Below are 22,342 nucleotides of genomic sequence, written 5' to 3'. Positions count from 1 at the left end.
AAGACGTAGCCCGCTGAACTTATAACGATCTTGGCTCCATCATCAGCAACATATAACGGCTTTGCAGCTGCTTAAAACGATTGTCGATCTGACGAACCAGCGCCGGAGATACTTTTCCGGCGTTTTGCTGTTCAGACAGTTGGCGCAACAGTTCCTCCAGCGGCGGTGATTTCACCAACGGCTGTTGAATGGCAAAAATAGACGATTTCAGCTCTGAAACGGTCATATATTTCCCGCGCTGCTCGTCCAATCCATTGAGCTTATTGGCGAGCAATTGCAGACGGCTTTGCGCCATATGCCAATCCCCCAACGAATCACTGGCGGCTGCCTGCGCATTCAAATTTAGCAACCAACCGGCAGCTAGCTGATCGACCGCTGGCGTCTGCGGCCACAGCGTTTGCGCCTGCTTAACCAACTGAGAGGCATAGTTCAGCGACCAAAGTGCGGGTAAACTATTGATAGTCTCCAACTGCTTTTGCGTGGCCGCCACCATCTCATTCGTTAAAGAAGGTAGCTTGTCCGCTTTCTCGGTTCGCAGCGTATTCATCTGCTCCGACGACAACGGCTGCGGCAACGGTTCTACCGTGGCTAACAGCACATTGCGTACGGGCTCCTGATGCCACGCATTCCAACCCCACAGCCCTGCGCTGCCCACCAACGCCATGCAAATTAATCCAGCCGCAAAACCAACCCAATGGCTTTTCTGAATGCCGGTCGCGGTATTTTCCACCCGCATGATCACCGGTTTTGCTTCGGCTTGAACCACATACACCAGCGGTGAATCATCCTGCATTTCAGGCCCGGCTATCGACATCGATGGGCGAGTAGCCAGCGTACTGCCGCCCTGGATCGCATTATCGCCATCCAAACTTTCCAGCCGAAGCGCGGTGTTATGCATCAGATGATACAAACCATCTAGCTGGCTGAGATGCTTCAGCTCCAGACGTGCCAGCACTTCGCCCAGATGTTCCAGCAGCGTTTCAGTGCGATAAATAATCGGCAAGTCACTATACTTAAATACATAGCCGCGTAGCAACTGTTGCAGGCGTGTGGCAAGCCAGCCAAGAATTTCCATGCGAGCGTGCGTTTGCGCAGGCCAGAATACTGGCCACTGATGCGTCAGCAAACCATCGACGAGTACCAACCCCTCTTCAATGCCTGCCAATCCTGCGCGATGCGCGCGTGCCAGCGTGTAATACGCGGTGGTTTGCAGCTCAACCCCGTTTTGGCGAAAGAGTCCTAAACACAGTTGTTCCACTTTTTGCCAATCGACGTCAGGACGCGCGGGGTGCGTGAGCTTATTCAGCTCATCGCGCAGTGCGGTAAATTCGCTCAGGGTGCGCGGATCGCCGCCGGTACGTAAATGTTGTTCGGAGAAAGAAGCCATGCGTAAGTGAAGCTCCGTAAAAAGAAAGAAAAACTAAGCGGAAACAAACTGCTGCTGTTTGAGATGGCGCACCAACACTTTTCCCTCAGGCGCAAACTCCGTGCCAAAGCGCACCAGACCAAGCTCTTTCAGCTGAGCCTCAAGGGTGTATTCCAGATGGCCGCTGCGCGTTTGGGGGAGCAGCGTAATCGACAGGCTTTCAAGGCGTGGTTCATACTTCAATAACGTCGCCGAAAGCAGCGACAGCAGCCCATGCGCCGATCCCGGCATGCCTTGTAAGATCTGGCTCATGTCGGGCAGGCCATAGTCGGGCAGATGCGCCAAGGTGCCAGCGCGGCTATTCAGGATGCGTTGCATATTATCGAGCACCGATAAAATCACCTGATCGCGTTCGCTCACCCGCTGCAAATCCAGCTCACCGCCAAAGTTCAGCGTCAGCATTTCATACAATGAAGGGTTTTGAGACGTCATGGTCTAGTCCTTCACTGGTTTAAGGCTAAGCGCGTTATTTCTCAGCTCGATAATTCGTGGATCGTCAGGCAGCAAATCTTCACGGTCGATAACCAACCGCCAGCTATTTTTCTGCATATCAGGCATACGGAAAAGCCCAACGATCGCCACAAACTTGGCTTCTTTTTCCATCGGCATATTCAGCGACGCACCGGTTCCCGGTTTCACCACCACTTCACGTTCGCTGAGCAAATCCGCTTTCAGGCTCGCATCGCCGTCCACCAACAGGCTCTGATAATCCAGCTGTTCGAACGCTTTGCTATCGCGCAGTTGATAAACCCGCACCAGCGTAGGCACCGACAGCGCGCTCATGTCGTTGGCGTCGGTGTTAAGCGCCTCGCGGGCGCTGAAATCCAGATGCAGCGTTTTGATCTGCTTATAAAATATCGATTTAGTCACCGATGCCGTGCCGTCTGCCACGCTCTGCGTCAGGCCACAGCCCGCCAGCAACAGCGCGGACAACGCCATCGCTGTCGCCTTTAATGTACGGGGCTTAGAAGCGAAAATTGACATGCTTAACCTCTCTGTTCGCCGTATTCGGCTGTAATCCTTGATAATGCCCCAAGTTAACCGTGATCTCGTTGGGTAGAGCTAAGGCCGCAGGTGCGGCGGCGTGTAGGCCGAGCAGGCCGGTTAAACCGAGCTGAACCGGTGTTTTACCTAATACCGGCGGCGGCAATATGGCGGTCGGTAGCACCAGTTTTAGCCGCGCATTGCAACGCCATCCCAGATAAACGCGCAGTAAAACCATCAGATCGGTATGCAGTTGACCACCTGGCAGCCAGCCCTTCGCCTCGGTCAAATCGGTAGTGTGCAGCGTGAGCAACAGTTGGGTATTCACATCCGTTCCCGTCGCACCCAATACGGCTCGTTGAGACAAATTAATCCGCTGTGCTTGCCCTAGTCCGGCAGGCTGTTTGAGTGCAATTTGCTGGCGATCGTGCGGCGTGACCACCGCCGTGGTGTTCGGTGCCAACAGTCTCACTAACGCCATCACCCCTTCGGCGGTGCGCGTCGGTAAGCGCATCACGCTCAGCAAGGCCAAAAACCGCGATACCGGCGTGGCAATATGTGAAGAAGTGCCGGGGATCCCTAAACCAATCAGCCCCAATAGGCACTGCGAGGTTTCATCCGTTCCGCCGGTTTGAAAAGTGGCCGGATAGGAATACTTGCGCCAAATACGATAAAACTGGGTAAAGATACGGTGGTTAAAAATATCCAGAAACGCTTCCAGCGCCTCATGCCCTTCTCGCCTTTGTGCGATATCGTCGAGGTATGAGGTCGGCAGCGGTGAATCAACACCGTATAACCCTAGAAACGTGGTACGCACCGTCGGTGGACGCTCTGGGTGAAACTCATCACTTTCCAGTGATTTCAGCTCACTAACGGGAAATCCCATGCCAGGATGAGGACGAAAACGCACCGGATCGTCATGCGGGCTGGCAGTACTTCCCAACGCCGGTCTTTCTGGTGCCACCCGCTCCAGCAACTGGCAAAAGCGATAGACGTTAACCTCCGACATGCGCCCTTGCAGCGCCGTCATTAGCCCGGAATGCGCTGACTGTGATTCTCTTTCCATTGCAGACATTTCCCTGAGGGTTGCAGTATCAACGTAAGCTGGTTAAACAGATGAATATCGGCATACAGCGCAAAGAAGCGGCTAAGCATTTCACCAAACAGGCTGATATCCCCCTCGCCGGAAAAACCGTTGCTATCCAGCGTGACTTCAATGTCCACGCCGCGCAGCAAAAAGCCCTTCTCAAAGCGCTGGATCAGATGATGTTTCACGTCAACAATCGCCGCTAATCGACGGCGGTTAAGCTCGTCGCCAGTCCAGTCATACAGCGAAAGCGTGCCGCGCAGCACTTCGGCGTTATCCATCATCGGCAGGAAATTCGAACCAAGGTGGCTTAATACTCGCCAGTGAAAACGGTCGCGCGTCGGCGGATAGCACGGCATGGTTGGCGCGCACAGATTTCGCACCGACAGTTTGGTTTGCGTCGATTGAACTACGGTATCCAGCAGCGTGCTTTGCAGCGCCTTACGCGGCAGTTGGCCGTTGGTGCCGGTCAGGCTCAGTGACAAGTTTTCTTCGGCCAGCAGCTTATCGCTGTCGAACGCTTCGCCGCCGAGGATCAGCCACGTATCGTGCAGCCCAGAAGCACCGCGTTTCACCCGCGTATGAAAATAGCGTTCCGGCGCGTCGTAACGCATCATGCCGCCTTTGTGTCGGAAGCTGCTGAAAGGCACGTAGGTTTGGTGTCCGGTATGTTTCGAAGAGACGACGCTATCGACCGAATAGATCTCAGTATGCCCATCCTGCAAGCGCATCGGGCGCAGTAGGTAGTCGGTTTCCAACGGCGAAAGGCGCAGCGGATCGGCCTCTAACGGGAAAAGATTAATCACGGGAACACAGTGCAAACGCAGGTTTTCAGCGTCAAACGGCATGTCGTATGGCCACAGCTCGCTCAGCACCACCTCAATTTCAAACCACGGCAGTGCGGCGGGCAGTTCAACCTGCTCCAGCCCGTTCAAACCGACAAACATGAATTTCTGCCGGAAGGTGAAAAACTCCAACAGCAGCTGATAGCCGCTAAAGGCGCTTTCCCCTTTCGGCCACAGACCGTCCTGCTCGCCAAAGCCCAGCGGCGAAAAGTAACCATCGATACGCTGGCGGTCAGGCCGTTCCGGTAAACGCAGATACATGGCCTGCGTTTGCAGCGTTAACGCCTGATGCAGGGCGCTCGCCACCGGACTATCCGCGTTCAAATACAGCGGCAGGCGGCTAAGATCGATTTGCGCCCAGTCGGCCAGTTCGCTGCATTCAAAGCGGAAACGGATCACCGAACGACCATCCGGCTCAGTGCTCAGCCCCACCTTAGACAAATTTAACGGCAGCAGATCGAGATCCTGCGTGGTGCTATAGCGACAGCGAGTTTTCTGCTGCCCCACCGGCTGCGACATCACTTCAAAACCACCAGCCACACGCTCGCTGTGTTTCATCTGCGACCAGTCCGGCGAGAGCTCCACGATGGAAAGCGACGGGATGGTGCGCAAATAATGCGGCCACAGCAGACTCACAAGGCCTTCGGTTAGCTCGGGCAAGTCGTCATCCAGCTTTTCACGCAGTCGCCCCATCAAGAAGGCAAAACCTTCAAACAGACGTTCCACGTAGGGATCGCGTGCGCCCACCTTATCCAGATTAAGCATGGCCGCGCGGTCAGGATGCGCTTCGGCAAATTCTTTACCTGCTTCACGCAGATAGCGCATTTCTGCTTCAAAATAGCGCAGAGTTAAGTCATCCATGCGAATTGTGTTCTCATGAGAAAGGTTAAAAAATCGGGGGAGGTAAAACTAAAATCAGGCAATAATCTGCGGCAGTATCAGCCACACAGCACGGCGGCTCTCACCGGATCGATGTTCACCAGTCCGGCTAACAAGGTCTCCATACGCCGCGCCAGCGCCGCTTTATCGCTATCGTTACGCTGTGATTTCAAGCGCAACAGTTTCAGCAGGCGAGCTTTTACTTCGAAACTCAGCGCAGGCTCCCATTCCGCCAGCGTCAGTTGGGACGGATTGATATCCAGTTCGGTTAACAGATGCAGCGCCATTTCATTTTTGCCGTACTGCTCGGCAATGCGCGCCATCAGCAACCGCAACAACCAGCGATTGCGCGGGGTATGAATGCCCGAGCGGGTGCTTAGCCACGTCAGCGCGGCTTCAACGCCATCGCTATCGGCCTGCGCCAGCGCTTCACCTTCCAGCGCTAACACGTCGTCATCGCCCTGCGGCTGAGCCGATGCCGGTGGCGCAGCCCACTGCTCTTGATTGCCGCTCACATGCTGGGCAATCCAGTCGCGAGTCACCTCGTCGGCGAACGGCGTGCCGTCGTTGTAGGTCATCTCCTCCAACCCCGGCAGACGTTCTAAAAACATGCCCAAATCGCGCTTTACGATATCGGCCCACGCGTCATAAGGATGGCCTTGTTTGCTCAAGCTTTGGCAGGCATACCACTGCAAATCGAGCCAAAAATGATTCACGCCTTCGGCATACATACGCTCAACCTGTTCCAGCAGCTCATTCCAACTTTGCTGCATATGCAGGCGTTTAAGCTGGGCGCGATTGTCCGCCCGTGGCGGCGTTAAGCGCGTATTGCCCGAGGCATCCTGCGGCGGCAACTGATGCACCGTATCCCAACGCAGGCTTTTCATCAGCCGACTGCTCGACAGCCAGCCCTGCGGCTGATCGCGCAGGTAACGCGCCAGCTCCCGCGCCTGATCGAGCAAGTCACGTCCTGATTGGATCTGCTTGAGGGTAGGTAAACCCATCGTCGATCCCGCGTCTTCCTTTTGCCCCGCTGGCGCGCTGTTCTGCGGCACCACCGCGTCTAGGCCGCCCGCCTGCGCTAAGCGTGCATCCAGCGCCGAATAAAGTCCGCCGAGCGATGGGCGTTCTTCCTCTGGCCACACCTGCATTGCGCTGTCCAACAGCGCCAACGCGGCCACCGTGCGCTCCACATCGGCTTTCACCACTTCTGGATAACGCGACAGGCTATCCAGCACTTTGCTGCTGGTCAGCCATTCCATCGCCACCTTGCGGCTATGCGCACGCAGCGGCAGCACCGTATCGCTAAAGCGAGACACCACGCCCGCCAGCAGCGTTAAACCATCGGCAAGCCCGGTTTCTCCATCGCGATGCAAACGCGCCCAAAGGTAGTAGGTCGCCACCCGCACGTCTTTACACGCGGTAGTCAGCAGCTTTTCAGCTAACTGACAGATAAGATCGGTGTCAGCCCCCGACAGGCGGTTAACCTCTTCGCGCATGCGCTGAAAATCATCGTCGTAGCCCGGGTCTTCCCCCGCTGGCACATCAGCGCTAATCGGTAACAGCCATTTGTCCCACAGCGCCACCTGCTCGCCCGCCAATGCCAAAGCATCGCGCCCGTTCATGCTGGCTGCGATTAATCCCTGTAGCATTATTCATCCCCCAACGCGCTGTGATTACTGACCATCGCGTCTGACGCGCCCGCGTTCACCACAAAAATTTTGCTCGGCAGGCTAAACCCGCGCAGTTTCAGCAGCGCTAGCGGGCCGCTGCCCAGTTGGGTACGCAGGATCCACGACAGCGTGAGGCCATCCGGCGTATCCAGCGCTAAGCGGTAGCTGCTTTCGTCCAGCTTGGTGACTTTGGCTTTTTCTAGCCAATGGATTAGCCCCCAACTGCCCTGATAGTCGCCGAACAGGCGAGCGCCGCCGTTAACGCTGGTCCACGTCAGCATCACGCCTGGCTGGTAAGTGGCACCCGGCCAGTTAAAGCTCTGCCAGCTTTCCATCTGGTTGAAATAGCGCAGGCGTTGACCGTCGATCGCCAGATTGGTTTCTACCACGTTGCGCGCTGGCTGGGCGCGCAGCTCAAAGTGCACGCCTTGGCTGCCGTCGGTGAACAGCACGTCTGCCAGTTGGCTTAGCTGGTTGATAGCCTGTAAAAACTCAGGATTAAACTGAAGCCCCTGACTGTTGATTTGATCCGGCACCCACGTGTTGCCCTCTTTGTGCAGCACGCCCGCCAACTGACGCGTGAGGAACTGTTCAATTCGCCCTGAATTAGCGCGAATAAACTGGCCAAGCATCGGCAGAGAAGCGTCGTTACCGCTATTGGCAAACGGATAACGCCCAGCAAAGGCGCTGTTCCAGTTCGCCACAATCGAGGTTTGCCATTGGGTATTTAGGCTGGCGGCAGAAGGTTGCAGCACCGTTTGCCAAGCCTGAGTCAGCGGCTGCACAAACATTTCACGGCCAAAGCCGCTCCACTCTTCGCCCAGACTGGCCGCCATCAGGCTGCCGTAATCCTGCGTTTCCGTCAGATCGACCGTTTTACCTTGAAACACCGTCTGCGCCATTTGCTGCGTCATCTGCTGCGGATCGGACGCGTTCGCCACCTGTTGCAGCTTCAACCGCACCCGTGTGACGCGAGTTAAAAAGGTTTGCAGGCTCAGCGAACTATCGGCATTCATCACACCGTTGGTGGTGGTGCCCTTGCCCATCAGCGAGAGCAACGGTCCGAAGGTGCTATCCAGCGGCCCCGTTGGCCCGCTGACGCGCTGATCGATCACCGGCGCTTTCTCTTTATGCAGCAGGTTTTGCGCCGATTTCATCAACGAATCCGATAGCGCTTCGCCGCGCTGTCCGGTTTGTCCCTGATAGGCCAGCGTATTCAGCAACGCAATCAGCGGCGACTGGCGTACATCGCTCATCAGGGTCAGTTGGTCGGTCACATCAGATAAATTCTGTGCTTTCTTCCAGTGCAGGCTGTTTAAGAAATCCAACCACGCACCGCTAAAATCGGTGAAATAGCGCTCGGTGAGGCGCGCTTTGAGCGCGTCAGGAGACACATCCGCCGAGGCGGGATGTTTGTTATCGCTCAGCACCCAGTCGATCTCTTCACGGCGCGACGACACCGCATCATCGATGGCTTTCTGCACCTGACCGTCCCACGCCTGACGGGTAAACATCCCCGGCACCACCTGTTCGGTGGTAAACAACGACTGCGCATCGGTATCACCCACCATTTGCGCTAGCCCCATATCCGCGTAGTTTTGCGCGACGGACTGCAACATATTCTGATACAGCGTAGCTTCGGCGTTACGCTGCCCAATCTGATTGAGCAACACCTGCCGAACCTGCGCCACCATTGCGGTATCAGGCTTAATTCGCCACTCAGGATGAGCGGGCAGATTTTCGGCATAGAACGTCCACAGGCTTGGCGCCATTCCCTGCCACAGGCCAGGGGCAACGCCGGTGCGCGTTGGCTCATTGGCGCTCAGCACGCGGGTAAGAAATTCGGCATCGGCTTTGTCTGGATTCGCCATCATCAGATAGGCTTTCAGGCTATCGTATCCGGCGCGTGCCAGCTTGGCGCGCTTAGGACTATCGGGCGGCAGCGCGGCCATTTCACTGAGGTTACGATGCAGCTCGTCGGCGGCCTGCCCGCGGATCAAGCGCAGGCTCGCCACGTCGTAATGCGGCCACAGCGCACTTTCTAGCGCGTCATTTTGGCTTAATCCAAACTGTTGATACCACGGCACCGTATGCGCAGCCCGATACTGTAGCTGGCCGAGCGTATTACCAAACAGCTGTAGCGCAACCAGCTGTTCCATCGGTTTAGCATTGGATTTATTCAGCAAATCAACCTGATCGCGCACCGTGGCAATCTGTGAACGGTTGGTGAAAAACGACAGGATACTGCCCGCGAGCCACAGCAGCGCCAGCGCCATCACGGCATAATAAGCGCTCTGCTCCCAAGAGAACCCGACCCGACGACCGCGCACTGCACGATCGCTCAACACACCCTGCCACGCCGCATCCGGCAACCAGCCATGCTGAGCAACACCCGATTTCGACGCCAGCGGCAAACTAAACATCAGCCCACGCAGCGACAGCGACGACGCATATTCGCGCAGCATCGGCGTTAACGCCTGCTGCCAATGAGCGATGCCCTTACGCTCTAAACGATTTGCCAGACGTAATAAAAAGTCATGGCTGTTTTTCAACAACACCTGCGTCATACCGCGCTGACGCAGCGGCGCGACCAGCTTCTGCAAACTGGCCGCCAGTTTCTCCGGCGAGTTTTTCTCGGGGAACAAACACCCCACTGGCTGGGTAATGCGGTCGTCCTGCTGCCACGCGCTGTCACACACCTGCCACAGATAAACCGGTGCCTGCTGTTTTAAAATCTGCCCACGTTTCTGCAGCTGACGACAGCCCTGATCGATAACGCCAGCCTGCGCGCTCTGCTGCTCATTCATCACCCACACCACGCCATCCAACGGACGGCGACGGCGCAGCTTACGCAGCCCCAACAGCCACGCCTCATCCGGCTCCGCCTGCACGCCACCGCCCCACAACAATAATGTACCCTGCCCCTCCAGCCATTGCTGAGTAGTTAACCCCGGCGCGATAGCTTCCGCAGACGCGTTTTCCCCAACGACTAGCAGGATGCGAATTTTATTGCGCCATAGGAGGCCGTGGCGGGCGCGGAGGTGGGTGATAAGTTGTACCCAAGCACCTTCTTTTTTTGTCTCTACATTTTTTTTCGTTTTTATATCTGACAAAACACGTGAACGGGCAAGCTTATCCCAAATAAAAATAAATAAAGGACAAAACCAGCTCAGTATAAACCAGCACCCCACGCCCCATAATAATAACGTTGGCAAAGATAATTCTGGAAATTTAAAGTAGGGTCCAACAAATAAATATAGAAGGACGCCAATAAGCACCAATAGGAAAATAACGATTAAATAACCTATAACTAAACGCACCAACGAACTCGGATTATCTTTTTTATCGGTTGCCATGAGGAACGGTCACTCCAATAACCATTTTATTTTCTGTACACTGACTCATCCAGCCACAAGACTGCTGCGTATCTAGCGTGTGAAGAAGCGACATTGATATCGCTATATAAGGAGATATTTCACCTAGCGCCCCCCAATAAGGGGCAAGAATATGTTCAATGGCCGACCATCCTCCAGGCTGAAATTGAGCCATACTTTTCTGGTCCATCGCGAGGCAACATTCAGGCATGTCATCCAAATGGGCATAGCGTTCTAGATGACGAGCAGCCATACCAGATTCTACATCCGATGCAACGTCGATTTCCTCAGCACGATGCAAAAGGGCGTTACCTGCTTGACTCGCTATCCAAGCAAAACCGGCCTCTCCTGCAGGAATAGCGTCAGCAGATTGAGATAAACTATAAGTGCCTGCGCAAAGCATCCATTTATTAGCATCGACACTCTGCTGGAAAACATCAATAACGTGGTCCACATCGTCAATGCACTTTAAATCTAATCGTATAAATGAAATGCTATTGACCGCAGACTTTATTGTTTCAATAAATATCTGGAAACTTGCCTCATCGCCAAACCAGCTAATATAAGCAAGGCTTTGCCATCGTGATTTTATTTCTGGACTATTAATTAACTGCTGAGCCAAATGGTGTGCTAAACCCTGTTCTCGTGCCGTGGGCATATTTAATAACAGTGGGTAGCGTAGAGATGACAACGTGGGATTATTGGGAGCAGGTGTTCCTCCTGTCATTATTCCTGAATATAACGATTGCTCGTCACCTAATGGGCCTATTAAGTAAACCTTTTCAATGGCAATACCTAAAGAACGTTCTTGCCACCAATCATTTTGCTCTTGTTCAACAACCTGCTGATAGCTGCTGCGATTCTTCAATCCAATCTGTAGCAGTAGGTAGCGGATAGCAAGTGCAAGTGCCCAAAATAACGAAGGAAAACCTATGATGAAAAACCAAAAGGCCAAACCGGAGGGAGCTTGCTCTGTTGAACGTAGAAGTAGTGCCAGAAACGAACCGATTAACCAAATAGCAGCGAGCAATATGCCCCATCGTCGCCAACGAATAGGCCCAGGGGTGATATAATCGGGGTATTCTGGCGGAAATTTCATGGTGCAATATCCATCTGAGCCAACGAGCTAACCAGCGTACAACCACATTCGCAACGGTGGCCGTCCAACGCTACGGCCTTTCCATTAATCGTGCTGCCCGATGCGCCTTGAGCAATGCGGGTTGCACCATGTTTATTACATACCGCGCTGTCACCCACGCAGGATATCGGCTTGCCGAAGGCGTTATAACTGCCGCCCGTCACTTTGCCACCATATTCTTTCAAGGTGTCACCCACACGAATCACCTTTTTCATTTCAACCCCCTATGCCACTTTAGTCACATCACTGGGTTCATCAATGCCGAGATAGCTACTCAGATAATCCATTCTCTGATTGTGCTGAGCGCCTATCGCCTGCTGTTTTTGGCTTCTGACAAGTGCACCAATATTCTTGGTCGGCGCAAGCAGATCCATCGCATTCGGGAGCAGTGGCACATCTAATCCCGTCGCTAAATCAACAATTTTATACTCTGCCGACATCACGCCGATGGTTCCCGCCACGCCACCGAGCACGTTCTGCACGTTTTTCTGCTTCACCGTATAAATCACGCCACCGACCAACGTTGCCGCACCAACAACTTGGCCTGCAACGGCAATCAGCGACAGATCTTTATTGTTTTCATTACCGCTGTAGATCATGCGATAGCGAAAATAGCCTGCCCAAGGCTCTCGGGAATTTAAAGTAGAATGCATAAACCACGCGCGAGAATCATGAATTTGCTCATCATATAGCGCACAAACCAAGGCCATTTGCGGATCTTTGGTCACGCTTCCCAGTCGATCGATAAATAATTTGGAATATAACCCCTCGCCAGCCTTTTTCATCTCGTCGTATTCAACTTGCTCATCATCGCTGTTAATAAGGTATATGGCATATTTTGGGATCGTATCGAGGATCACCTGTGCCACGCTATTTTGCTCACGATTCCAATCGTAATAATCGTGTTCAAACTCACGGGCAGCTTCGCGTAGCTGCTGCTTATCCAAAGTGGGTTCAAACTCTGGAATACCCTGCTTGTTTATACCTGTGGTTGGGATAGAGTCGTTTGAATCTTTTCGCTTGGTCTGTCTAGATTGCTTGATTTCGCTTACTGCCTCGTCATATTCGTCTTTCTTCCGTTTTTGCGTCTCAGCATCCCACTGTGTGGCATTTGTATAAAAACCCTGAACCTGATAGCTACCACGTGCATAACGCCCAATACGCCACGCGGTGATCCACCCCATCTGCTCCTCAATCTTGGTTTCAAGTGAATGGCTTAATAGATGAGGCTTATAGCCCACTGCCGTCTTAGTTTCACCACTCTGCTGCGTTTCATTTTCAGAAAGGATAGTTTCACGCCATGCGTTGAACCGCCCAACTAATATTGGAGATACATGAAACTCAATAAGTGAGTCAGATGACATTGCGAACGACGGCGACTTAAACTTAATCCCCTCAGGGATAAGATTCTCTGGGACTGATAGAGGTGCCCCTGAGTCAAAAGCGGCCGCATACATATCATGCAATATGATTTGCGATAGCAATTCACCATCCCCCCCTGTCGCCTTACCCTGATCGCCCTTAGGATATCCGCCGCCGATATCCGAGTGCATACCCGGGTATATAATCTCTTTTGCATAGCTCGGGTATGTGCCATTTGGCCTGCGGATTGTATCGAGGGGGAAGCTTAAGCGCTGCTCATGGGCGGCCACGAAGTGCTGGCAGCATTTCACATAGTCAGGATATTTTTTTTCATCAGGCAATTGCTGAGTACCATCCGCCCAGCCCATATGGCCTGCAGCAAAAGGCGCAACGTGCGCAATACCCACTGAGGGTACGGTATCCAAAATACCGAGAAACTCAATGCTAAGCGGCAATCCTAAAATAGTTTGCTCCGGCAGTTCAGCGCCCTTCGGAGTTGTAAACATTTCGCTTAGCCAATTCACAAAGGTGCGCGCTTCCGCCGCCCCGCGAGAAAAGCCATAGACGAAAAGTTTAATCGCCAATATTTTAGGATTTGCTGTATCGATCTTGCAACGAAGGGGCTCTAGCAAATTATTAAACGCGTTACGACGATTCACCTCACCGGTAAGCGGCCAATGGGCACGCATATCAGCAATCGTTGTTTTCATTTTTTCCGCAGCTAAAGGCGCATCACCCAACGAAATCGAAAGTGCATGGACTAGCTGTAGTAATGCCCAATTAATTCGGTCTTCTCCACCAGAAGCATACTTTAAACCATCACCGCTATAGTCCATCTCTCCAATATCTGGAAATGGCGTGCCAACCCCCGGCATGTAATAGGAGAAATAACCTTTTAACCTTGCATCTTCGGCTAACAACGATGCATGGAAAAGCTTCGCTATATTTGTGGGATGTGGGATCTTGTCATCTTTCTTCTCACTATCGTTTTTGTCATTATTCCCTGTACCATCAAAAAATAGGCTGACATGCAAGCTTTGGCTGCAGGTGAAGCCTGTTTTTTTTCCTGCAGACTCACTGCATTGAAGTAAAAAACGATTTTCTTCTTTTTTTTGCTTATTATAGTTTTCTTCAACTTGAAGTTTAGACGTCGGAAATCGTCCTACTGAAGGAAATAATGGTGGAGCACAGACTGAGCTTTTATTAGTTGTTATTGACATGTTTTCGGCTCCGGCATATTTAATGGTTCTTTTATTGGGTAGTCACCTCTACCGTAAACAGAACATGCCACAGTAGCTTTGACTTGATCGCAGGGTAAAAAATGAATAACCAAATCACACGCTTGGCTATATTTAGGAATATCTACTACTGCAGAATGAAATACATAATCATCCTTTACACTCTTTTCCCATTCTTTATATTTTCTCTCATCAGCATAGCCAGGAAACGAATGCGTATTTTTAGAGGCTGATTTCCATTCTATATTTACCTTCATTCCAGGTACCCATTTGTCTTGGAGCATAACACAGCAGGTATAGCCTCCCACTTGCCCTCTATATCCATTTGCCGTAAAACTAGTGATCTCTTTTTGAGTGTGGTTCACACCGGTTAAATTTGCTCCACTAGAAACTCCATCTCTCGCTGCTGCAGTAAATCCTGTTGTCAACAGAGCCAGCAGCATTAGTACACCACCGCAATTCCTTAATGTTTTATTCATTACCTTCTCCTATTTGGATTAGCACCATTATGGTTATTTACTTCACACTTTAATAAATAGTCATAATGGCACCCATAGTATTTATCTTGGGCATGTTTTCGGCTCCGACATATTTAAAGGTTCTTTTATTGGGTAATTTGGATTTCCATATGCCCAGCAAGATGTTGTGGTTTTAACTTTACCGCAGGGTAAAAAATGCACTGTGAGGCCACATCTTTTTTCTCCATAATTAGGGATATCTACAATAGCACTATTATTTTTATAGCTGGCTTCATGCTTAGCCAAAGCTTGTTCATCAAATCCATAGCCTCTCGTTTTTCTTTTTATTTTTTCTCGAGGGTTTGGATCTGACACCCACTCAACTTGCGCCTTCAAACCAGAGCGCCAAGTATTGGGTAATAAAATGCAGCATGAATTCCCTCCCACAAAGCCGCTATATCCATTGACTGAAAAATTAGTAATTCCTTCTTGTGTATGATTCACTCCCCTTAAATTCCCACCGGTCATATCATCGTCGCTGGCGAATGAGCAACCGGCCGTCAATAGCGTCAACAGCACCAGTACACCATCGCAATTTCTTAATATTTTATTCATTACCTTCTCCTATTTTGATTAGCACCATTATGGTTATTTACTCCACACATTAATAAATAGTCATAATGGTACCAACAGTATTTATCTCGGACATGTTTTTGGCTCCGGCATATTCAGTGGTTCTTTTATTGGATATTCTGGGCTACCATATCCCCAGCATGATGTTGTGACTTTAACGTTATTACAGGGCAAAAAATGCACTGTTAGACCACACCTTTTTTCGCCATATTTCGGTATCTGAACCATCGCACTATGACTTGTATAACGCGATGCATGCTCCGCATAAGCCTTCCTATACTCATCCGTTCCTAAAGGCGGTAACCGTTCATATGGTTTTGGATCTACACTCCATTTAACCACCGCACTCATACCCGGATTCCATTTATTAGGTAACAAAACACAACATGTATTTCCCCCAACAAAACCTCCGTAACCATTTACTGAAAATCGAGTTATCCCTTGTTTTGTATGATTTACTCCCCTTAAATCCCCACCGGTCATATCATCGTCACTGGCGAATGAGCAACCTGTCGTAAATAGCGTCAACAGCACCAGCATGCCACCGCAATTCCTTAATGTTTTGTTCATTACCCTCTCCTGTTTGGATTAGCACCATTATGGTTATTTACTCCACACTTTAATAAATAGTCATAATAGTACGCATGATATTTATCTCGGACATGTTTTCGGCTCCGGCATATTCAATGGTTCTTTTATTGGATACTCAGGGCTACCATATCCCCAGCATGACGTTGTGACTTTAACTTTGTCACAGGGCAAAAAATGCACAGTTAATCCACAGCTATCATTATCATATCTAGGAATATTCACTACCGCAGAATGAAATACATAATCATCCTTTACATTTTTTTCCCATTCTTTATATTTTTTCTCATCAGAATAGCCAGGAAACAAATGCGTAATTTTAGAGGCTGATTTCCATTCTACGTTTACCTTCACTCCAGATACCCATTTGTCTGGGAGCATAACACAACAGGTATAGCCTCCCACTTGCCCTCTATATCCATTTGCCGTAAAACTAGTAATCTCTTTTTGAGTATGGTTTACACCGGTTAAATTTGCGCCACTGGAGCTTTCACCAGAAACCACCGTCCCTGAGGTTAATAATGTGGCAAGCATGACCATATTTCTTACCACTATTATTTTTTTCATTTTATAACGTCCTTGTTGTAAAGATGAGTGAGTATTAGCACTCTAAATGGTGCTGCTCGATAAAGTCAGCAATATCGCCAAGAAAACCTTGTTCGGTTATGCGCACGGCCACACGATAGTAATGGGAGAAATTATGTTCCTTGGAAAAGGCGTTATTGCGAAACCGTTCTGAGCTCGCAATATTTTCGGCATCACTCATACAGGCAATTCTCTCAAACTGATTATCATCCAAAGATATCTCAAAATCACTCATGACAAAATTCACTTCTGGATTAAAACTGCCAGTCAGCCAAACAGGTGATTTATCCCTATCCATCCAGCTCCAAAAAAGGGCAATATCCGTTAGCCGTTTCTTTTGTTCAAGATTAAAAACATCCGTTACTAAAAGAGGAAATACGCGGGTATCATAAAAACGCAACAGGCCAAATTGTTCCCCCCATTTAGCGACGGATATTTTTTTCAAGTGCTCGCACAGCAGATCAAAAGAGAGTGGTGAGACCAGCATTAACAGTCTTGGGGTTCCAGAGAAATGTTCCATTAGCTCAGACAGCCATGCTTTATGCTGCCATATATCCAGTTGAACACGCATAAGCAAAGGGGCTTGTTCAAGCAGCCCCTCTTCGGGCGTATCATCGAATAACGAAAACCATTTTATTTCTGGTTGCATACGCTGCAAGGACGAGACTATGGGCTGCTGCCAAGCAGCCTGATCGACAAGAATATCGATATAGTTTAAATCTGTCGTCGTACACACTTTTTCGATTTGAGACAGCCAAAGCTGGCGTTTTTCACTCACGTTTTCGTTCCTTCTATTGACGCAATACAAATCCGGCAGCTTCTTCCTGTGCCTTTTTCAAACACTCTTTGCACACCGATTGAGGGAGCTCGGGTAGAGGAAAATTCTCACTTGCAGGCGTATCCCAAACGTGTGTACCTTTCAAACTTAAACGGCTTGGCCCGTGAATCTCAATCTCACCCTGTGGCGTTAAACGAATATAAGCCCCGCCGCAGCCAATAGTGATACCGTTTTTCGCAGTCAACTGTAGATGCCCTTGCACCGACTGTATGGTAACGTCTTTCAGTGCGGTTAAAGCCATCGTATCAGCATGGGATTCAATGGTTAATGCGCCTTTACCTGAAACTAAACGCATACCTTCCTGCTGAGCCAATAGCGATATTGCCTGACTTGAATTTGCAGAAATACGCTGTGCGCTCGCTAAGTTTATCTCTCCTTGGCTTTGCAGATAGAGCGCTTTGCCGCTTTGTAACATCACGGTTTCTGGGCTGACGGCACCTATTCCCTGTGGTGCACTCATCAGAAGTGCCGCACCGGTTAGCTGCGTTGCTTGTGTCAGATAGTTTTTTAAACTCTCGCTTTCAGGCTGCAAATTGTGATGGGACTGGGTGATGGTTCCCCAGTCCGTCATTTGGCTTATGGCTCCCTTGATCAAGCTTACCGCCTGATCCATCTCCAACACCTTCCCACCCGCCTTTGGCTGGCCGTCGGCGCTGATGAAAATCCCCTTGCCCGCCCTTATCGCGCCCCAGTCGTCGGTGCGCAGTTCGAAGCCTTCGCCGCGTTTCTGTTTTTGGCTATCGACCAAATGGCCGAGGTTGAGCTGGGTTTTGCCGCCGTATTCGGTGCTGAGTTTGATGTGCTCTTTGCCGCGTTCGTCGTCGAGGCGCAGTTTGTTGTTGGCGGGGGTGCGCAGCACGTTGCGTTTGTAGTTTTGCAGCGTGACGTGGTCGCCGTGTTTGGAGTCGTGCAGCGCGTAGGCGATGTACGGTCGGTCGGGGTTGCCCTCTTCGAACGCAATCGCCACTTCGGTGCCCGCCAGCAGCGGTGCGTGTAGGCCGTAGGTGTCACCGGCATACGGCCGCGCTTGGCGTACCCATAGGCTTTCGCAGCCGGCCTGCCATTCGTCGCGGTCAAAATCAAACGACACGCGGTAGCGGCCATCTTTGTCGATGTGGCTGTAGGTGTCATTCACCACGGTGCTGGTGACGCGAGCCGGAATGGTGCCCGCCATCACCGGCTTGGCGCTGGGTTCTGGGCGGAAACAGACGTTTTCAGAATATGGGATGGCGGTGAATTCAACTTCGTAGCTTTGGTCGCGGCGCGCTTTGCTGCTGATAGCCACGATCACCGCACCTTGGCGGAACGCCTCGGGTGCATCGCCATCCACTTTGAGTTCTTGCCCCGGCGACAACGCCGCCGAGGTGGTGAAACCGTGCAGCAGGGTTTGCTGATTCAGATAGCGTTCATGACGCAGGCGCGCATAGAACGCACCGCTCTCTGACTCAGACTGTGGGCTGTTTTTGTCGCCCGCCGCCAGATAATTATCCGCGTAGTGATAGGCTTCACCGTAGGTGGTTTTGTCGCCTCGGGTGACGTCAACGTCGCCGTCCATCCACGATTGGGCTTGGCGATAGTTGTAGTCTCGGGTGGTGACGCGGTTTTCGACCACCTGATGAGCGCTGGTTAAGCCCCACACCGATTCAACGCCAACGTCATTCATGCCCGACGGATTACGCAGCGGCAGGCTGGTGCCGAACTGGTAATGCTGTTGATCGTCATAGAATTCTACGACGTCGATATTGAGTTTAGGGTCAGCGGTGAAGCGGAACCAGATACCAATTTCTGCCAGCAGGCGGCTGATAAATTGCAGATCGTTTTCGCCGTACTGCATCACCAGTTCACGCTTTGGATAGGTGTGCGCCAGCGTGAACAGGAAATCTTGCCCTTTGAAACCGTGGCGATCGCGCAGGATCTTTTCCACGATCTCCGGCACCGAGAGGTTTTGGTAAATCGCGTGCTGATGGCTTTTCGCCAGCAGCGCCAAGCGCGGAACCAAAGTGACTTCATAGCGGCTTTCATCGCGTGAAGTAGACAGGCGCTTGAAGCGCTGGATCACCCCGTGCACCGTGCGCACCGCCTGCATAACCGGCTGCGTCATCGACAACGCGGCACCTAAAGAGGCCAGCGCATTCGGCGTGGCGTTCAGAGTGAACGTGGCGTCCTGCATCAGCATCTGCGCGGGCTGGATGTCTTTGGCCGAGCTGGTGAATTCAATGGTGTAGCGATAAGGCTGGCTGAGATGCTCTTCGCCAGTGAACGCCAACACGTCCAGCGGAGCCGTGTTGTCCCAGACCTTCAGCACATGGTGGCTGTGGTCGAACATCAGTTGAGCCGCAGTATTTAACATGTCACCCTCGCTTCGGCGGTTATTGCGCCGTCTGATTCAGCGTTCTTTTCGTTACCGTTCGATTCATCACCGCTATCTTCGTCACCGCTCTCTTCATCACCAAAATCCAGCGTAATGCCGTCTTCGTCGTTGTAACCCAATGTCAGGCTGTTTGGTTTTCGCTGCTGCGCTAAAAGCTGTAATAGCTGCTGAGAAAGTACCGGTAAGATCTGCTGGTTAAGCAGGCTGTCGATGTTGCGCGCGCCGGTATCCGGTAGCAGGCAGGCCTCGACCAGCGTGTCCATCAGGCTTTCTTCGATGTGGCAAGTCAGTCCGTAATGACGCTGAAGACGTTTTGCCACCTGCCCTAATTTGATGGCCACAATGCGGCGGAGCGCCACGGCGTCTAGCGGGCGATAAATCAAAGTCTGGAAACGGGCGAGTAAGGCTGGCTGGAAATGATCACGCAAGATCGGGCGCAGCAGCTCTTGCAGCATGCCGTCTGATGCCTCTGGCTGTTGTTCTAACAGCGCCATCAACTCATCGCTGCCCAAGTTGGCGGTCATTAAAATCACGGTATTGCGGAAGTCGATCTCGCGCCCTTCGCCGTCGCGCATAAAGCCACGGTCGAATACCTGATAGAACAGGTTTAAAACGTCGCGATGCGCCTTCTCAACCTCGTCGAGCAGCACCACGCTGTATGGTCGCTTGCGTACCGCCTCGGTCAAAATCCCGCCCTGACCATAACCCACGTAGCCCGGAGGTGAGCCTTTAAGCTGGGAAACGGTGTGCGCCTCTTGATACTCGGACATATTAATCGTGATCAGCGATTTTTCGCCGCCGAACAGGTCATCAGCCAGCGCCAATGCGCTTTCGGTTTTGCCCACGCCGCTCGGGCCAACCAGCAGGAATACGCCGAGCGGGCCGTTCTCCGAGGTTAAACCGGTTTTTGCGGCGCGTAACCGCTGCGCCAGCGCGCCTAGTGCGGCCGGTTGGCCAATGACGCGTTCGCCCAGCTGATCTTCCAGCTGTAACAGGCTGGTTTGTTCGTCTTTCAACAAGCTGCCCAGCGGCACGCCCGTCCAGTCGGCGATCACGTTCGCCACGGTGCGCACGTCAACGTCGAGAGAAAGCAGCGGCTGATTGCCCTGAATTTCGCTTAGTTGCTGCTGAATAGCGGCGCGTTCGGACTGGCGGCTGAGGTCTTGACGCACCTCCAGCAGCGTTTGGGTAAGCTCGCGCTCTTGCTGATATTGGGCATCGAGCTGCGCCTGTTGGCTGAGTAATTCAGCGCTCAGTTTTTCAATCGTGCCAAGTCGTTCGCTATCAGCGCCGCTGCTGAGCACCAAATCTTGCTCGATAGCCAGTTTTTCCATCTCCAGCGACGCTAACTGGGCGTTAATCTGGGTGAGCTGCTCTGGCACGGTATCCAAGCTCATACGCACGCGGGCGCTGGCGGTATCCAGTAAATCGACGCCTTTGTCCGGCAGTTGTCGTCCGGTGATGTAGCGGCGCGACAGCGTGACCGCCGCTTTCACCGCCGCGTCTTGGATATGCACGCCGTGATGGGTGGCGTAGCGCTCTTTCAAGCCGCGCAGCATCAGGCACGCCATCTCATCGTCAGGCTCGTCCACTTTGACCATCTGGAAACGGCGTTCCAGCGCGGCGTCGCGTTCGAAATACTGTTTGTATTCAGACCAGGTGGTAGCCGCAATGGTGCGCAGTTCACCGCGTGCCAGCGCCGGCTTCAGCAGGTTAGCGGCATCTGCGCCACCGGCCTGATTGCCCGCGCCGATAATGGTGTGCGCTTCGTCAATAAACAGCAGCACCGGTTCGGGCGCTTGCTGTACCGCTTCAATCACATTTTTCAGCCGTTGTTCGAATTCACCTTTTACGCCTGCGCCCGCCTGTAGCAGACCGAGATCCAGCGTGCGTACGCTTACGGTTTTTAAGCTGTCGGGCACATTTCCTTCGGCGATACGCAGCGCTAAACCTTCCACCAGCGCGGTTTTACCTACGCCGGGTTCGCCCACCAGAATCGGGTTATTTTTGCGGCGGCGGGAAAGAATATCGACCATCTGGCGAATTTCCATATCGCGCCCAAATACGGGGTCGATACCGCCCGAACGCGCTTTTTCGGTGACGTCGAGGGTGAACTTATTGAGCACCGCCAGATGCGCTTCCTGCATCGGCGAAACGCCGCTGGCGTTGGGTTGACCCGAGGCCGATTCGGCATTCGGCGTCGGCTGCGGTTCAGGATAATGTTCAGAATGATGCTGCGAGTGCTGCAATCCAGTTTGCAGCTCAGGGCGCTCTTCCGACTGGCTATCTAACAGCGGCAGCAAACGAGAAAGCTGCGTGGTGCTGATACTCAGCAACGGCCAAACGGCATCCGTCGCCAGTAAATTAGGCTTATTAATCAGCGCGGCGAGCAGATGAGAGGAGCGCACGGCATCGGTGTTTTCCTGCAACGATGCATCTAGCCACGCATTTTTGATCAGCTGTTGGAGCTTGTCAGAGAGCTGCGGTTTTCCCTGAATGGTATGCGGAAGACTTTCTAAATGATTCAGCAACCCCTGCCATAGGCCGTCCATGTCCCATTCGTAGCGGCGAGCGATCACCGTAATGTCACCTTCGCCCTGCTCTAACAGCTTGAGCAGCCAGTGTTCTACCGTGATTTCCGCATGGGCGCGGGTTTGGCATAAGGTGGCGGCGGCGGCAAGCGCCTGAGCACAATATGGATTTAACCGACGCAGTAAGCTTGCTGAATTATTTCCCATTACATTCTCTCTCCCGTTTATGCCCATTGCCTTATTAGGCACGCTACCGCCCATAGCCGTTTTCCATACTTGGAAGCCAAGGCCCATAAGGTCATCAAATTAAATTGTTTTAAATCCGTTCGTTG

The 22,342-nt window shown here is 52.2% G+C and carries 17 protein-coding genes; all 17 read right to left on the bottom strand.

Going from position 1 to position 22,342, the window contains the following annotated elements; all coding sequences use genetic code 11:
- Window positions 1–19: 19 nt before the first annotated feature.
- Entirely contained in the window at window positions 20–1,387 is a 1,368-nt protein-coding gene (locus RSC70_RS00560) for a VasL domain-containing protein (RefSeq protein ID WP_332541298.1), read from the bottom strand.
- Window positions 1,388–1,420: 33 nt separating this feature from the next.
- Window positions 1,421–1,858, bottom strand: coding sequence for a type VI secretion system baseplate subunit TssE (gene tssE, locus RSC70_RS00555; protein WP_040045974.1), 438 nt, complete (start codon window positions 1,856–1,858; stop codon window positions 1,421–1,423).
- Window positions 1,859–1,861: 3 nt separating this feature from the next.
- Entirely contained in the window at window positions 1,862–2,410 is a 549-nt protein-coding gene (tssJ, locus tag RSC70_RS00550; protein ID WP_279078575.1) for a type VI secretion system lipoprotein TssJ, read from the bottom strand.
- The gene (gene tssG, locus RSC70_RS00545) at window positions 2,391–3,476 is read right to left on the bottom strand and encodes a type VI secretion system baseplate subunit TssG (protein ID WP_332541296.1); all 1,086 of its coding nucleotides are present in this window, start codon (window positions 3,474–3,476) and stop codon (window positions 2,391–2,393) included. The genes tssJ and tssG overlap by 20 nt, the downstream gene beginning before the upstream one ends.
- Window positions 3,440–5,203 carry a type VI secretion system baseplate subunit TssF gene (gene tssF, locus RSC70_RS00540; protein WP_025801648.1) on the bottom strand — a complete coding sequence of 588 codons (1,764 nt, stop codon included), beginning with the start codon at window positions 5,201–5,203 and terminating at the stop codon, window positions 3,440–3,442. Before tssF ends, tssG begins: the two co-directional genes overlap by 37 nt.
- A gap of 77 nt (window positions 5,204–5,280) precedes the next feature.
- Window positions 5,281–6,873, bottom strand: a complete 1,593-nt coding sequence (tssA, locus tag RSC70_RS00535; protein WP_332541294.1) for a type VI secretion system protein TssA — start codon at window positions 6,871–6,873, stop codon at window positions 5,281–5,283.
- On the bottom strand, window positions 6,873–10,250 hold the full coding sequence (locus RSC70_RS00530; protein ID WP_332541293.1) for an ImcF-related family protein: 3,378 nt from the start codon (window positions 10,248–10,250) through the stop codon (window positions 6,873–6,875). Before RSC70_RS00530 ends, tssA begins: the two co-directional genes overlap by 1 nt.
- Window positions 10,237–11,367: a hypothetical protein gene (locus RSC70_RS00525; RefSeq protein ID WP_332541292.1), complete on the bottom strand. Its 1,131-nt coding sequence runs from the start codon at window positions 11,365–11,367 to the stop codon at window positions 10,237–10,239. The genes RSC70_RS00530 and RSC70_RS00525 overlap by 14 nt, the downstream gene beginning before the upstream one ends.
- On the bottom strand, window positions 11,364–11,621 hold the full coding sequence (locus tag RSC70_RS00520; RefSeq protein ID WP_046457902.1) for a PAAR domain-containing protein: 258 nt from the start codon (window positions 11,619–11,621) through the stop codon (window positions 11,364–11,366). The genes RSC70_RS00525 and RSC70_RS00520 overlap by 4 nt, the downstream gene beginning before the upstream one ends.
- A 9-nt stretch (window positions 11,622–11,630) precedes the next feature.
- Window positions 11,631–13,988 (bottom strand): T6SS phospholipase effector Tle1-like catalytic domain-containing protein, encoded by a 2,358-nt coding sequence (locus tag RSC70_RS00515; RefSeq protein WP_332541290.1) that lies wholly within the window; start codon window positions 13,986–13,988, stop codon window positions 11,631–11,633.
- Window positions 13,979–14,485, bottom strand: a complete 507-nt coding sequence (locus tag RSC70_RS00510) for a DUF3304 domain-containing protein (protein WP_304187008.1) — start codon at window positions 14,483–14,485, stop codon at window positions 13,979–13,981. The genes RSC70_RS00515 and RSC70_RS00510 overlap by 10 nt, the downstream gene beginning before the upstream one ends.
- An 81-nt stretch (window positions 14,486–14,566) precedes the next feature.
- On the bottom strand, window positions 14,567–15,079 hold the full coding sequence (locus tag RSC70_RS00505) for a DUF3304 domain-containing protein (protein WP_332541289.1): 513 nt from the start codon (window positions 15,077–15,079) through the stop codon (window positions 14,567–14,569).
- A gap of 81 nt (window positions 15,080–15,160) precedes the next feature.
- Window positions 15,161–15,667, bottom strand: a complete 507-nt coding sequence (locus RSC70_RS00500) for a DUF3304 domain-containing protein (RefSeq protein WP_304187013.1) — start codon at window positions 15,665–15,667, stop codon at window positions 15,161–15,163.
- A gap of 81 nt (window positions 15,668–15,748) precedes the next feature.
- Window positions 15,749–16,252: a DUF3304 domain-containing protein gene (locus tag RSC70_RS00495; protein ID WP_304187015.1), complete on the bottom strand. Its 504-nt coding sequence runs from the start codon at window positions 16,250–16,252 to the stop codon at window positions 15,749–15,751.
- A gap of 34 nt (window positions 16,253–16,286) precedes the next feature.
- Window positions 16,287–17,048: a DUF4123 domain-containing protein gene (locus tag RSC70_RS00490; RefSeq protein WP_304187018.1), complete on the bottom strand. Its 762-nt coding sequence runs from the start codon at window positions 17,046–17,048 to the stop codon at window positions 16,287–16,289.
- A gap of 13 nt (window positions 17,049–17,061) precedes the next feature.
- Window positions 17,062–19,458 carry a type VI secretion system Vgr family protein gene (locus tag RSC70_RS00485; protein ID WP_332541287.1) on the bottom strand — a complete coding sequence of 799 codons (2,397 nt, stop codon included), beginning with the start codon at window positions 19,456–19,458 and terminating at the stop codon, window positions 17,062–17,064.
- Window positions 19,452–22,217 carry a type VI secretion system ATPase TssH gene (tssH, locus tag RSC70_RS00480; RefSeq protein WP_332541286.1) on the bottom strand — a complete coding sequence of 922 codons (2,766 nt, stop codon included), beginning with the start codon at window positions 22,215–22,217 and terminating at the stop codon, window positions 19,452–19,454. The genes RSC70_RS00485 and tssH overlap by 7 nt, the downstream gene beginning before the upstream one ends.
- Window positions 22,218–22,342 lie beyond the last annotated feature (125 nt).

It is taken from the genome of Hafnia sp. (assembly GCF_036648275.1).
Classification (GTDB): domain Bacteria; phylum Pseudomonadota; class Gammaproteobacteria; order Enterobacterales; family Enterobacteriaceae; genus Hafnia; species Hafnia alvei.
This window is presented reverse-complemented; position numbering and strand designations above follow the sequence as displayed.